Below are 13,915 nucleotides of genomic sequence, written 5' to 3'. Positions count from 1 at the left end.
TCACACGATCAGATCGTGCAGCACATGAGCGCCGGTTGTGCCTGCCCCGTGATCCGGATCAATATGCGGCGGGGACAGTTCAGGCATTGACGCCGCCGCGGATTCGTGGACTTTCCCAGCGTGCTCGTGATGACCGGACGGGTCCGGGGGATCGTCCAATTCTGCGCCGAACTCCAAACCCTGGCCATGCGAAGCGCCATCCTTGAAGTAAAAGGAGTCGCCGAACGGGTGCGAACCGGCAGATGCCGAGCCAGGGGCCGCATGACCGGTAGAGGGCGGATCGACACCGACCGGGCCGTGCCCGGGCGCGTCGTGCTGTCCGGCTGCCTCGCTTGAAGGCGAGTGACTGGGGCCGCCGTGGTCATGAGCAGCATTGTGGGCGCTTTCCGGAGCCGATGCGCTGTGGTGCTCGTCGCCGCTCTCCAGCGTATGCCCGCGCCGGGCGAGCTGTTCGGCCGGATCGTGGAGCGCCGCGAAAGCAAGGTCAGTCATCGGGGCACTTCCGGCGATCACGTCATTGTTTCCGATCGTCGTATCGGAGCTGTCGGGCGCCGTTAGATGATCGAAGACGAAGCTGGTCGCCGTCGGTGTGGCCACATCGTGCAAGATCGTGGACGGCCCGGTCGGTGAGGGCGTTACCGCGTCACTGCTGGTCATCTCGGTCGCGTGCGGCTGCACCCCGTCTGAGCTGGCGAAGCTCGGCTGTTCGGTCCATTCAAACTGGTCCGAACTGGCCAGGACGCTGTAGGCCTGGTCGGTTGATCGGTCGGTCGCGTTCCAGTCAGCGAGGAGCGTGCCGTCGCTGAGTGTGGCGTCGGACGAGCTGGTGATCGTCACGGCGGTGGCATCGCCTTGTGTCGTTGCGCTGAGATCGAGCGGCCCGCTGTCAGCCGCCAGCACAGCCGCCGCCTGCGGCGTCAGGATGAAATCCGACGCGTCGATGGTCGCAATGCCCTGCAAATGAATTTCGATCAGGCTGGAATCGCCAATGTGCAGGGTCTGGTCGCTCGGGTTGACATACACGATCGTCTCATTGGCCGCGCTGTCATAGAGCCAGGCGATCGTATGAGCCGGGACAGTCGTGCTTGATGAGCTCAAGGCCAGGAGAACGAAGCCAAGCCCGCCGAGAGCCGTCAAGTCGATCTTGTCGGACCCCGACGCGAAATCGGTAATGGTGTCGAACTGGCCGGCGTTGGAATCGGCCGCGAACAGATAGACAAACCGGTCGCTCCCATTGCTGCCCGTGAGTTGGTCCGCACCAAATCCACCGGTGATGGTGTCGCTGCCGTTGTTGCCATTGATGGTGTCGTTGCCCGAACCACCGTAAATCACGTCATCCCCGTCGTTGCCCTTGATCGTGTCATTGCCGGAGCCGCTATAGAGAATGTCGGCTTTGCCAGTGCCGTTGACGGTATCACTGCCCGCTCCTGCGTAGATAATCTGACCCTCATTGCCGCCGCCCGCGATAGTTTCGCTCCCCGGCGTTCCAAACACGTTGGGGGGATCGGATATGACGACGGATCCCGTGGCGAGGTTATCAAAATCGTTGGGGTCTGCGTCGCTGGCACCATGGATGGTGACGGTCACGGATTGCGTCGTGCCGTCGATCGCAGTCACCGTGAAAGTGTCGGTTAACGCATCGCCCGGGTCCAGCGCCTGAACCACGCTATTGTTGTTGTCGAGTGTGTAGGTCCATACGCCGGCTGCCGTCATGGTGAAGGTGCCGTACCCGCCGTCGCTCGCAGTTGGTGAGGCGACGGTCGTGAAAGTGTTCGGCGTATTGTCGACGTCGGTGTCGGTGAGTGTGCCGGTCGCGATGGGAATGCCGGGCGCAGCAGTGCCTGCCTCGATCACTGAGCCGGTCGTGGTGCCGGAAATGATGGCGGCGTCGTTGGTGCCGTGGATGGCGATCGTCACCAGTTGCGGGGTGCCGTCGATGGCAGTTACGGTGAAACTGTCGGCGAGCGTGTCGCCGACATTGAGCGCCTGCACCGCGGCGTTGGCGTTGTCGAGGGTGTAGGCCCACACGCCGGCGGCGGTCATCGTGAAGGTGCCGTAGCCGTTCGCGCTTGTCTTTGGCGAACTTACCGCCGTGAAGATGTTGGACGTATTGTCGACGTCGGCAGCGACGAGTGTGCCCGTCGCGGCCGGCGTGCCGGGCGCCGCATTGGCGACGCCGCCTGCCTCGGTCACCGAACCGGTCGTGGTGCCGGAAACAATGGCGGCGTCGTTGGTGCCGTGGATGGTGATCGTGACCACTTGGGCGGTGCCGTCCAGAGTGGTCACTGTGAACGTGTCGGTCAGCGCCTCGCCGGCATTGAGTGCCTGCACCGCACCGTTGGTATTGTCGAGCGTATAGGTCCACACGCCGGCTGCCGTCATTGTGAAGGTGCCGTAGCCGCCTACGCTTGCCGTTGGGCCGACCGCCGTGAAGGCATTTGAGGTCGTGTCGACGTCGGTGTCGGTGAGCGTGCCGCTTGCAGTGGCCGTTCCGGGGCTTGCATTGGCAACGCCGCCGGCCTCGATCACCGAGCCGGTCGTCGAGCCGGAGATAATGGCTGCGTCGCTGGCCCCATGGATGGTGATCGTCACCACTTGGGGGGTGCCGTCTATGGCGGCCACCGTAAAGTTGTCGATCAGCGTATCGCCCGCATTGAGCGCCTGCACCGCGGCGTTGGTGTCGTCCAGGGTGTAGGTCCACACGCCGGCCGTCGTCATCGTGAAGGTGCCGTAACCGCCGGCGCTCGCTCTTGGCGAGCTCACTGCCGTGAAGGTATTGGGCGGATTGTCGACGTCGGTGTCGGTGAGCGTGCCGCTCACAATCGGCGTGCCGGGTGTTCCGTTGGCGGTGCCGCCAGCCTCGACAACCGAGCCGGTCGTGGTTCCGGAGATGAATGCGGCGTCGTTGACGCCGTTAAGGGTGATCGTGAAGGTCTGACTGGCAGAGGTGTTTCCGTCGGAAACAGTCACAACGAAGCCCTCGGTCGTGGGCGCCGTCAGCGCGTTGATTGCGGCGCTGTCGGGCACGAACGTATAGGCGCCGCTCGTGCTGTTGACGTAGAGCGTCCCGTAGGGGCCTGCCTTCGACAGATCGTATGTCACTCCGTTCAGGACCGTGTTGCCGGCGCTCGCCCCGACGACGCCGAAGGTCAGCGTGCCGCTGTTGGTGCTGCTCGCGGCGAACGTTCCGCTCGTCGCAGTGAATGTGTCAAACACCACGGTATCGAGTTCGGCCGGCCCGGCTCCGGTGATCAGCGTCGGCGGTGGTAGTACGATCAGAGGCTCAGGGGTGAAAACCAAAGGCCGCAGCAAATCTTGCGGCGCGGGTGCGTCGGGCGGAATGAAGTTGATCGGCTGCAGCGGCTGGGATTTGACGAAGGGAGGCGTGCCTGAGCCGTGGGGTCCTTGAAGATTGGCGAGCGCGTCCTGTTGTGCGGCCTGCAACTCCTCCATGCGAGCAAGAGTGTTCGTGACCTGGTTCACACTGATCGTGGACCCTACCTTTTTGAGGACGATTGTCTCGCCGGGATCCTCGACGATGATGTGCCGCGGAATCGGCTCCTTGGTCACAAGCTCGAATGCTCCGTGCGCGAGGTCCTTGTAAGTGATGGCGTCGTCATCCAGGAACGTTACGTTCGGGTCTGCGGCCTTGACCTGTTTGATCATCGAGTAGAACAATGCCGTGAGCGACAGCATCCCGAAGCGGCCGGCAGAGGCCCGCTCGCGAGTCTGCGCAACGGGTCCATCAAGAGAGCCACTCGTGGCCGCCTTCGCACGGTGATGCCTGACCGCAGCGGCTTCGCACTCGTCCCCGGGCCTTCCAGCGGGCGTGACGGACATTGTTCGACCTCGATTGACAAGCGGTCGACCTCAGACGTCGCCGTATCTTCGCTGGCTTGCCGCGTCACGCGATCGGGAGCAATTTTGCGCCGGCAACCTCAGCCAGGCCCGCTGAAGGTCGTGGTTTCCGAGAATTCCGCCCAGGCCAGTCACGGCAGAATTGCTGTCGTTTCGCCCGACGGCACGGGCGAAAAGCTGGTTGAAATTGCCTGACACGGATAGTGGCTCTTTCGGGCACGGCGATCAGCCATTCGGATTACCCCGGAATATCCAGCTTGGCTGTCGTGGCTTGTTGCCGCTGGTCTGGCATGATGCGCGATGGTCTCGCCGACGCCGCCGACGCCGTCGGAGCCGTTCGGATGCTCAAAACAAGATCTTCAAAAAAGGGATGAGCCATGGGCACTCATGCAGCGACTGTTCTCGTGGCAGGTATCGTCCTTGCGCTCGCCTGCTCGTCACCCGCCCCAGTCCAGGCGCAGAGCGATTCTCCGCGGCGAGCCGTTCTGGACTCGTCGTCAAAGCCGATCGGGAAAGTTGTGGCAGCCGATGGCTCGGTCATCATCGAGCATGCGGGAGCCGTCATTGTCCAGGCAAACGTCCCGGGCGAATCCATCCCGACGAAGGTTGGCGATCCGGTCTATTTGGGCGATGTGGTTCGAACCGGTGCCGACAGTCGGGTCGGCATCAACTTCGTGGATGGGACTTCGTTCAACTTGTCGAGCAACGCCCGCATGACGTTGGACGAATATGTCTACGAACCCGGCGGGAAGTCCAATTCGACGACCTTCAACCTGACCAAGGGGACGTTCGTTTTTGTTGCCGGCCAAGTTGCGAAGACCGGTGACATGAAGATCGAAACGCCGGTCGCCACGATGGGCGTTCGAGGCACCACACCTCATGTCGAAATCTCGGACGACGGAACAACCAGGTTTTCCACTCTTATCGAAGAGGGCAAGAACAAATATTCGAAGAAGTCCGGCGTAACGGGGGCACCGCGACCCGAGCAAAGGGCCGAGCACAAGCTCAATCTGAACATCTGCCGCGGGTGCTGACGCTGGTTCTAGTCTCCGCGCAATCGCCAGATCTCAGAAGACGGGGCCTGACATGGAACCAAGATCGTCCGTCGTCAAAAGCGGAGTGGCGATTGGCGTTCTGCTGTTGGTTGGCTTGCCAGTCGCAGCCCAGAATTCCAACCAGAATTCCAAGGTGAACAACAGCTATCTCAGTCATATTGAACCCTGCAACGGGGTGGGTACCATCTCGCTTGATGCCCGGATCGCTGCCTGCACGGCTTTCATAGAGGCGCGTCAGGGTACGACGGCAGCTCTGGCTATCGCTTATAACAATCGCGGCAATGCCTACACCGCAAAGGGCGATTACGACAAAGCCATCCGCGATTTCGATCAGTCGATCGCGCTCAAGCCGACATACGCAAAGGCCTTCAACAACCGCGGTGTAGCTCACTTGAGGAAAGGCGAATATGAGCGCGCGATCGAAGCCTTTGATGATGCGATCAAGCTCGATCCTGACTATGGTGCTGCCTTCGTCAACCGCGCCGGAGCCTACCTGAAGAAAAATGACCACCAGCGCGCGGCGCATGATTACGACGAGGCCGTTCGTCTTCAACCCGATTCGCAGGCCGCATGGAGCGGACGATGTTGGACCCGGGCGCTTCTCGGTGCCTGGCAGGCCGCGCTGGAGGACTGCGACAGAGCGCTTCAATCCGGATCGACCAGCGCTGCCGTGTACGATTCGCGCGGGCTGATTCACCTGAAGATGGGTGAGTTCGGTGCGGCGATCGCCGACTACAATTCTGCCTTGCGAGCCGCCCCGGAATTGGCGAGCGCGCTTTTTGGCCGCGGGCTTGCCAAGCTGAAGCAAGGCGACGCGATTGGCGGAGATTCTGACATTTCGGCTGCAAAGACAATTCAGGGCAATATCGGCGACGAGTTCGCGCATTATGGCGTCGGTCACGACTGAGTTCACGACTGGCTCTGGCTCGTCGATCATCGCAGAGGAATTTGTTGAGATGGCAGCTGCGGTGCACGCCGCGGCCGTGTGCGGCCTGGTGAGGCTGACGAGCGGGAGGTGAAGATGGAGGTAAGGTTCGCGATCATTCAAGCTCACGATGACAGCATTCGCCGCTATCAGCGGTTGTTGAATACGCGGCTGACGGATCTCGAGCGTGCATACATCGAGAGTCGCATCTCGGAAGAGCGATTGAGCTTGCAATCAATTCGCGCAGCGCGAGGCGAGGCGAATTCCCTGCGGGCCGATCGCGGGGCGTGATTGCAGTCCCGCCCGGCGCGGGTGACGACGGGGCGTTAACGTCTCCTTAACCACTTGCTCTCCAAATTCAGAGCGCGCACGCCTCAGCCCGCACGCAAGGCGTCGCGACGCACTGCGCGGGATCAATTCGTCATTACAGCATTAACAAGTCCTTAATTGGCAAAACCTACATTCGACGACATGGGCCGGCGCCATGTGCCGGTATGGGTCGTCGAACCGGAAGAAGTGCCGCCAATGGCGCAGAAGGCTGCCGCTGGATTTGTGTCGCGAGCCCGCGCCCTGGCGTGGGGGCTGTCGCGCCATGTCCGCAAGGCACCTGCGCTGGCAACCGTCCTCCTGGTCGGCCTGATCGCCGCAAGCCCGGCGCGGGCGGACCCGATCCGGGGCGAGGCCAGTTTTTCGACCGGCGGCGGCTTCGCCCGTCTGGTGATCAAGCTCGGCGAGGATGTTCCCTCCGAGGTGACGACGGCCGGCTCAATTCTCATCATCCGCTTCGACCGGCCCGTCGACGTTCCCGTCGACCGGGTTCCGGAGGGCGCGCCCGACTACGTCAACTCCGCCCGCCGCGATCCCGACGGCGGCGCCATCCGCCTGTCGCTGGCGCGACGCGTCACCGTCAACACCATGAATGCCGGCGAGCGCACCTTCATCGACCTGTTGCCGGAAGGCTGGAAGGGGCCGCCGCCGAGCCTGCCCATGGATGTGGTCAAGGAGCTCGCCGAGCGCGCGCGCGTCGCCGAACGGGCGCTGCGTGCGCAGCGCGCCGCGGCCGAGACCAAGAAGCGTCCGCAGATCCGTGTGCGCGCCTCGGTGCAGCCGACCTTCGTGCGCTTCGTGTTCGAGATGCCCGACGGCGTCGGCGTGTCCTCCGTGCTCAACGAGCAGAAGCTCACGCTCGCCTTCAACGCCAACCTCAGTTTCGACCTCGCGGACGCGGTCGTCGCCGCGCCGCCGAACGTCGCCTCGATCAAGCAGAAGGCCGACATCGACCAGACCAATGTCGAGATCGCGCTGATCGGCGATTCCGACGTGCACTCCTTCCGCGACGAGAAGAACTACGTCGTCGACGTCTCCTTCCAGCCGGACAAGGGCAAGACGGCCGCGACGCCCGAGGCCGCGATCGCGCAGGTCAAGCCCGCCAGCCAGGGCCTTGGACCGGCACCGGCTGCGGAAAAGCCGGCGGCCGAGAAGAAGGACGCTCATCGCGAGATCGTGCCGCCGACCTCCGAGACGATCGCGCGCGACGCCAGGATCGATATCAAGCCCGAGGCGAAGCCGGAAGCGCCTGCCGCGATGCCCGCCGCCGAAGCGCCGAAACCGGCGCAGCCTCCCGCGACCGAATCTGCGGAAGCGCCCAAAGAAACGTCCAAGGAAGTCTCGAAGCCCACCGCGCCTGTTGCCGAGGCTCCGGCCGCGCCTGCCAAGCCCGCAATGGATGAGGCGCCCAAGGAGGTCGTGAAGGAAGCGGCGAAGGAGCCGGTCAGGGAAGCAGCCAAAGCTGCGCCCGCCGAGGCGCCGGCCGCGCCGCAGCCGGCCGCACCGAGCGTCGATGCGCGCCGCGACAGCGACGGCTTGCGGGTGACGTTCCCGCTTCAGGTCGCAACGCCTGCGGCGGCGTTCCGCCGCGGCGACACCATCTGGCTGGTGTTCGACACGCCGAAGCCGATCGACGTCGAGGCGATCCGCGCCAAGGGCGGCGCGATGATCGGCGAGGTCGGCCGCATCCCCCTCGACAAGGGGCAGGCGGTGCGCATCCGTCTCACCCGGCCGTTGGTCTACTCGCTGACGAGCGAGGAGGTCGGCAAGGAGACCAACTGGCTGCTGACGCTCGCCGACAAGATCCAGGCGACGCCGCTGCCGCTGATGATGTCGCGCAACATCACCGATCCCGCGCTCGCCAACATCGCTATTCCCTTCGCCAATCCGGGACTGCTGCACAAGTTCACCGATCCCGATGCCGGCGACATGCTCTATGTCGTCACGGCGCAGCGGCCGGTGCGCGGCTTCATCAAGCGTCAGGACCTCGTCGATCTCTCGCTGCTGGAATCCGCCCACGGCATCGCGATCCGGCCGAACTCCGACGAGGTCGGCGTCGAGGTCGGATCCGACAAGGTCATTCTCGGCAAGAAGGGCGGGCTGACGCTGTCGCCGGTCGACATCTCCGCCGAGCGCGCCCCGACCGCGGTACGCCCGATCTTCAGCCCCGAAGGCTGGCGCAAGGGACAGTCGGAAAACTTCATGACGCGCCAGAGCGCCCTGATCATGGCGATCTCGGCCGTCGAGCCGGCGCTGCGCTCGCTGCCGCGGCTCGACCTCGCGCAGTTCTACATGTCGCGCGCGATGTATCACGAGGCCAAGGCCGTGACCGAACTGATGCTGAGCGATCCGCTCAACAAGGAGGAGAGCGGCGCGCTGATCATGCACGCGATCGCGAGCATCCTGATCGGCCGGCCGGCGCAGGGCCTGAAGGACCTCGCCAATCCAGTGATCGGCAACAGCCACGACTCCCAGCTCTGGAAGGCGCTCGCCTATGCGCGCCAGGGCAAATGGGCGGACGCGCGCGAGAAGTTCAAGAACGTCGAATTCGCGATCGCCTCGCTGCCGCTCGACATCCAGCGCATCGTGACGATGGACGCGATGCGCGCCTCGCTCGAAGTGAAGGACTATGCCGGCGCCTCCAAGCGGCGCAGCGAGCTCGAGATCGTCGGCGTATCGCCCGAGGCTGCGCCCGGCTTCGCCGTGCTGCGCGGCAGGCTGGCCGAGGCGCTCGGTCACGACAAGGATGCGCTCGACGACTACAAGTTCGCGGTCGGCTCGAGCGACCGGCCGGCCGCGGCCGAGGCCAAGCAGCTCGAGGTCGCGTTGCGGCAGAAGCGCGACGAGATCAGCAAGGAAGACGCGCTGCGCGAGCTCGAGACGCTGTCGATGACCTGGCGCGGCGACGCGATCGAGGTCAAGACGCTCCAGATGCTGTCGCAGATCTATGCCGAGAACGGGCGCTACCGGGACGCGCTCACGGCGGCGCGCACCGCGACGAAGCTGCAGCCGAATGCGGAGGCCTCGCGCCAGGCGCAGGATCTCGCCTCCGACCTGTTCACGCAGATCTTCCTGGGGCCCAAGGGTGACGAGCTGCCGCCGGTCGAGGCGCTCGGGATGTTCTACGAGTTCCGCGAGCTGACGCCGATCGGCCGCCGCGGCGACGAGCTGATCCGCCGTCTCGCCGACCGTCTCGCCTCGATCGACCTGCTCGACCAGGCCGCCGAGCTCCTGCAATACCAGGTCGACCACCGCCTCGAAGGCGCCGCGCGTGCCCAGGTCGCGGCGCGTCTTTCCATGATCTATCTGGCCAACCGCAGGCCGGACATGGCGATCACGGCGCTGCGCGCGAGCCGCATCAGCGATCTCTCCGGCGAGCTCAGGCAGCAGCGCCTGCTGCTCGAGGCCCGGGCGCAGAGCGACGTCGGCCGTCACGATCTCGCGCTCGACATCGTCTCCAACGTCTCCGGGCGCGAGGTGCTCCGCCTGCGCTCCGACATCTTCTGGGCGGCGCGGCGCTGGCGCGAGTCGGCCGAGCAGATCGAGCTCTATTACGGCGAGCGCTTCCGCGACTTCAAGCCGCTCAATGCGGTGGAGAAGAGCGACATCATCCGCGCCGCCGTCGGCTACGCGCTCGCCGACGATTCGATCGGCCTGTCGCGCTTCCGCGAGAAGTACGCGCCGCTGATGAGCGAGAGCGCCGACCGTCTCGCCTTCAACATCGCGAGCAAGCCGGCCGCGGCCTCCAGTGCCGAATTCGCCGAGATCGCCAAGCTGGCTGCGAGCGTCGACACGCTCGACGGCTTCCTGCGCGAGATGAAGCAGCGCTTCCCTGACGCCACCGCCCGCGCGCCATCCGGGCCGCAGGCCAAGGAAGAGACCGACCACACCGGCTCGCTGCCGAAGATCCCCGCCGTGCGGCAGATCAAGATGACGCGGTAGGAATCTCGCGACGCGGGACAGGTCCGGCTTCCCCGAAAGCGTCGCCATGCTGGTGCAGATCGGCGATCACCTCAGCAAGCAGTATGACATGAAGGGGTAGGGCGGTCCCGCGCAAAGCGCGGCCCGATGACAGGCTCCGCGAAGCAATCCAGAGTCTCTCCGCGGAGACAGTCTAGATTGCTTCGTCGCAAGAGCTCCTCGCAATGACGGGGATGGAGTGGCGATTTGTGGAGCGATCGCCTGTTGCGGCCTGCAAGTTGAGCGAGCTGTTACCACATCCGCCGTCATTGCGAGCGCAGCGAAGCAATCCAGAATCTTTCCGCGGGGACAGTCTGGATTGCTTCGTCGCAAGGGCTCCTCGCAATGACGGGGATGGAGCGGAGGCGTCATTGGGAACGGAGAGGATGCGCTGACATCGCCCCCAAGCCGGCCTCATCCCCCGTAGCTCTGCACCAAACTCCCCGCCACCAGCGACCAGCCGTCGACCAGGACGAAGAAGATCAGCTTGAACGGCAGCGATATGGTTGCCGGCGGCAGCATCATCATGCCCATCGACATCAGCACGGAGGCGACGACGAGGTCGATGATCAGGAAGGGCAGGAACAGCAGAAAGCCGATCTCGAAGGCGCGCTTCAGCTCGGAGATCATGAAGGCGGGCACGAGGATACGGAGCGCGAGCTCGTCGGGGGTGGCCGGTGCCGGCTCGCCGGAGAGATCCAGGAACAGCTTGAGGTCCTTCTCGCGCACGTTCTTCTGCATGAAGCCGCGCAACGGGACCGAGGCGCGCTGAAGCGCATCCTCGACGCCGATCTGGTTGGCGACGAGCGGGCGGATGCCCTCGTCGTAGGATTTTTGCAGCACCGGCCCCATCACGAAGAAGGTGAGGAACATCGCGAGCGCGATGATCACCGAGTTCGGCGGCGCGGTCGCCGTGCCCATCGCGGTGCGCAGGAGCGACAGCACGACCACGATGCGCGTGAACGACGTCATCATGATCAGGATCGACGGCGCGATCGACAGCACCGTGAGCAGCGCGATGAGCTGGATCGCCCGCTCGGTGACGCCGCCACCCTGACCGCCGAGATTGATGCTGATGTCCTGCGCATGCGCAAGGCCTGCGAGCGAAGCCGCACTGAACAGGACAGAAAGAAAAAGAACTCTACGCGGGAGGGCCGGCAGCCTCACGAAGACGGCTTCGGACGGCCGAGCAGCGAGGCCATCTCGTCTTCGAGATTCTCAAAGCTGGTCTTTTCCGGGGCAGGCTTCGGCGGCGGGGCCGGGGGTGCCGGCGGCTCGCTGCGTGCCGCGCGCGGGGGAGCGGCCGGCGGCTCCGGCGCAACCGGAGGCGCGACCGTCTCGCCGGCCGGGCGGCGCAGCGCAGCCTCTAACCGCTGCGCCATTTCGGCCAGATTCTGCTCGGCGCTCGAGGGCGCAGCAGGAGCGGGGGCCGGCGGCGGAACGGGCGGAGCCTGCGGCACGGGCGGAGGCGGCGGCGCCGCGCGCTCGGCGCGCACCGGCGGCACCTTCGCCGGCTCGCTCTGGCGCGGCGGACGCGGCATCAGCGGCGGCTCGCTGCGGGCAACGCGCGGCGGCAGCGGCAGCGGCTCAGGCCGCGGCTCGCGCTCGGGACGCGGCGCGATCGGTTCGGGCGGGAAGCCGGCCAGCGGCGGCTCGCTGCGGCGTTCGGCCAGTGCGGGCGCGGGCCGGCGCACTTCGTCGGCGAAGGACGGGCGCGCGGGCCGCGGCGGCGGCTCGGGCATCTGCGGCTCGGGGTGATCGAGCATTTCGGGCCGCGGCGTCTCGTCGGCCCAGCCGCCGGCATCGGGCATCGGGGCGAGGCGCGGCGGTTCGGCGGCGTTGGGACGCTGCGGAAGCTGGTCGCGGCCGGGCGCGGCGCGCACGATGTTGGGCTCGACGACGATGTCGGTCGGGCCGCCGATCATCAGGAGATGCTCGACATTGTCGCGCCGGACCAGCACCAGGCGGCGCCGGCCGTCGACGGCGGCAGCATCGATCACGGCGAGCCGGGGCATCCGGCCGCGCTGGGTGTTGGCGCCGAGCCGGCTGCTGGCGAATCGGCGAACCAGCCATGCAGCAACGCCGATCAACGCCAGAACGACGATGAACGCGATGATGAAGGTGATAGGGCTGCCTTGCATACTTGTCCCCGAGAAATGGCGCTCTTCTCGTGCCCATGGTCAGACGCGCCAACCACCGGCCTACGATGCCCCAAACTGCGATCTCTTAATGTCCCACGGCAAGTTTTGCCGTCCCCAACTCTTAATAACCTATGAATCGCCCGATCCAAAACGACTTCTTGGCCTGTGCATGTGCCGCCAAACGGTTGGGTTAACGCCACTTTTGGAGGCGTAGAATCACGGGGGAACGAATTCCTGTCCCGGCGCGGGACATGCATCTGTGGCATCCTTAACCACCTGTTAACCATACAGGCGGCAAATTCTGCCTAGCTTCGGACCCTGGATCCGGAGGAGGCGGAAGGAGCCGCGACGATGTCCATCAACGACCTCCCGGTGCTGTCGGCGCTCCGCACCAAGATGCAGTGGCATCAGGAACGCCAGCGCGTCCTGTCCGAGAACGTCTCCAATTCCGACACCCCCAAATTCCGGCCGCGCGACCTGGTCGAGCCCAAGCTCGACAAATCAGGCGCGGTCACGGGCGCGATGGGCCCGCTGGCGCTGACGCGCACCAGCGGCTCCCACATGACGCCGTCCGGCGCGGCCTCCGGTTTCGACCAGAACAAGAACGCGGGCTTCGAGACACGCCCTGCGGGCAACGCCGTCAATCTCGAAGAGGAGATGATGAAGGCCGCCAGCAACCAGATGGACTACGCGGCGGCGACCTCGCTCTATTCGAAGAGCCTGCATCTGCTCAAGACCGCGATCGGCAAGGGCTAGAGCATGATCCCGGAACGGAAGAGCTAGAGGAGGCGCATCATGGCGAATGACAGCAGCGACTTTGCCCGCTCGATGGCGATCGCGACCTCCGGCCTGCGCGCGCAGGCCGGGCGCATGCGGGTGATCTCGGAGAACATCGCGAACGCGGATTCGACGTCGCAGACGTCAGGCGGCGATCCCTACCGGCGCAAGGTGCCGACCTTCTCCTCCGCGCTCGACCGCACGCTCGACGCGCAGGTCGTCACCCTCGGCAGGATCAAGCCCGACCAGTCCAACTTCCGCGTCAAATACGAGCCGAACAATCCGGCGGCGGATGCCACCGGCAACGTCAAATATCCCAACGTGAACTCGGTGGTCGAGATGACCGACATGCGCGATGCGCAGCGGTCCTACGAGGCCAATCTCAACATCATCAGTGCGACGCGCCGGATGATCCAGCGCACGCTCGACATCCTCAAGAGCTGAACAGGACATTTGAGCCATGGCATCACCGACAATCGCAGCCAACGCCTATGCCAACCTCGCCCGCGTGCTGGAGAACAGCGGCGCCGGCAAGGGCAGCGAAGCCAGCGGGCAGTCCTTCGCATCGCTCCTGAAAGACGCCGTCGGCAGCGTCATGGAGTCCGGCCGCAAGTCCGACGCGCAGACCGTGGCGATGGCCGCCGGCAAGGCCAACGTGATGGACGTGGTGACGGCGGTCGCCGACACCGACGTTGCCGTCTCCACGCTGGTCTCGGTCCGCGACCGCGTGATCTCGGCGTATGAAGACATCATGAAGATGCCGATCTGATTTTCGGCCCCGCTCGCTCCCGATCGTCATTGCGAGCGAAGCGAAGCAATCCAGAATCTTTCCGCCGCGGCAGTCTGGATTGCTTCGCTACGCTCGCAAAGAC

The 13,915-nt window shown here is 65.0% G+C and carries 10 protein-coding genes; 7 read left to right on the top strand and 3 right to left on the bottom strand.

What is annotated here, in order from left to right:
• On the bottom strand, window positions 1-3,696 hold the full coding sequence (locus tag BM118_RS35185; RefSeq protein WP_244550310.1) for a VCBS domain-containing protein: 3,696 nt from the start codon (window positions 3,694-3,696) through the stop codon (window positions 1-3).
• A gap of 539 nt (window positions 3,697-4,235) precedes the next feature.
• On the opposite strand from BM118_RS35185, the gene BM118_RS35175 reads away from it, so the two are divergent.
• The 4 genes from BM118_RS35175 (at window position 4,236) to BM118_RS35160 (ending at window position 10,107) form a co-directional block, all read left to right on the top strand.
• Complete coding sequence (locus tag BM118_RS35175) at window positions 4,236-4,892, top strand: FecR family protein (RefSeq protein WP_092191914.1); 657 nt, start codon at window positions 4,236-4,238, stop codon at window positions 4,890-4,892.
• 52 nt (window positions 4,893-4,944) lie between these two features.
• On the top strand, window positions 4,945-5,820 hold the full coding sequence (locus BM118_RS35170; RefSeq protein WP_092191912.1) for a tetratricopeptide repeat protein: 876 nt from the start codon (window positions 4,945-4,947) through the stop codon (window positions 5,818-5,820).
• 114 nt (window positions 5,821-5,934) lie between these two features.
• Window positions 5,935-6,129, top strand: coding sequence for a hypothetical protein (locus BM118_RS35165; protein WP_092191910.1), 195 nt, complete (start codon window positions 5,935-5,937; stop codon window positions 6,127-6,129).
• Window positions 6,130-6,363: 234 nt separating this feature from the next.
• Window positions 6,364-10,107, top strand: coding sequence for a tetratricopeptide repeat protein (locus BM118_RS35160; protein ID WP_177234982.1), 3,744 nt, complete (start codon window positions 6,364-6,366; stop codon window positions 10,105-10,107).
• A gap of 432 nt (window positions 10,108-10,539) precedes the next feature.
• On the opposite strand, the gene fliP is transcribed toward BM118_RS35160, so the two are convergent.
• Both fliP and BM118_RS35140 read right to left on the bottom strand, forming a co-directional pair.
• Complete coding sequence (fliP, locus tag BM118_RS35145) at window positions 10,540-11,292, bottom strand: flagellar type III secretion system pore protein FliP (protein ID WP_092191904.1); 753 nt, start codon at window positions 11,290-11,292, stop codon at window positions 10,540-10,542.
• A complete protein-coding gene (locus BM118_RS35140; RefSeq protein WP_092191902.1) occupies window positions 11,289-12,266 on the bottom strand; it encodes a flagellar biosynthetic protein FliO in 978 nt (325 codons plus the stop codon). Before BM118_RS35140 ends, fliP begins: the two co-directional genes overlap by 4 nt.
• Before the next feature lie 351 nt (window positions 12,267-12,617).
• On the opposite strand from BM118_RS35140, the gene flgB reads away from it, so the two are divergent.
• Genes flgB through fliE form a run of 3 tightly spaced genes read left to right on the top strand, consistent with a single transcriptional unit; the run spans window position 12,618 to window position 13,812 of the window.
• Entirely contained in the window at window positions 12,618-13,022 is a 405-nt protein-coding gene (gene flgB, locus BM118_RS35135) for a flagellar basal body rod protein FlgB (protein ID WP_092191900.1), read from the top strand.
• Window positions 13,023-13,061: 39 nt separating this feature from the next.
• Window positions 13,062-13,487 (top strand): flagellar basal body rod protein FlgC, encoded by a 426-nt coding sequence (gene flgC / locus BM118_RS35130; protein ID WP_092191898.1) that lies wholly within the window; start codon window positions 13,062-13,064, stop codon window positions 13,485-13,487.
• 16 nt (window positions 13,488-13,503) lie between these two features.
• Complete coding sequence (fliE, locus tag BM118_RS35125; protein WP_011088556.1) at window positions 13,504-13,812, top strand: flagellar hook-basal body complex protein FliE; 309 nt, start codon at window positions 13,504-13,506, stop codon at window positions 13,810-13,812.
• The last annotated feature ends 103 nt before the right edge of the window (window positions 13,813-13,915 follow it).

It is taken from the genome of Bradyrhizobium sp. cf659 (genome assembly GCF_900113725.1).
In the GTDB taxonomy this organism is placed as follows: Bacteria; Pseudomonadota; Alphaproteobacteria; order Rhizobiales; family Xanthobacteraceae; genus Bradyrhizobium.
The sequence above is the reverse complement of the archived record's forward strand: the minus strand, read 5'-3'. Positions and strand labels throughout refer to the sequence as shown.

Coding starts and splice junctions, on each gene's coding strand:
- flgC (WP_092191898.1), top strand. CDS start 13,062: ATGGCGAATGACAGCAGCGACTTTGCCCGCTCGATGGCGATCGCGACC.
- BM118_RS35175 (WP_092191914.1), top strand. CDS start 4,236: ATGGGCACTCATGCAGCGACTGTTCTCGTGGCAGGTATCGTCCTTGCG.
- flgB (WP_092191900.1), top strand. CDS start 12,618: ATGTCCATCAACGACCTCCCGGTGCTGTCGGCGCTCCGCACCAAGATG.
- BM118_RS35185 (WP_244550310.1), bottom strand. CDS start 3,696: ATGCTGTCGCTCACGGCATTGTTCTACTCGATGATCAAACAGGTCAAG.
- BM118_RS35140 (WP_092191902.1), bottom strand. CDS start 12,266: ATGCAAGGCAGCCCTATCACCTTCATCATCGCGTTCATCGTCGTTCTG.
- BM118_RS35160 (WP_177234982.1), top strand. CDS start 6,364: ATGGCGCAGAAGGCTGCCGCTGGATTTGTGTCGCGAGCCCGCGCCCTG.
- BM118_RS35170 (WP_092191912.1), top strand. CDS start 4,945: ATGGAACCAAGATCGTCCGTCGTCAAAAGCGGAGTGGCGATTGGCGTT.
- BM118_RS35165 (WP_092191910.1), top strand. CDS start 5,935: ATGGAGGTAAGGTTCGCGATCATTCAAGCTCACGATGACAGCATTCGC.
- fliE (WP_011088556.1), top strand. CDS start 13,504: ATGGCATCACCGACAATCGCAGCCAACGCCTATGCCAACCTCGCCCGC.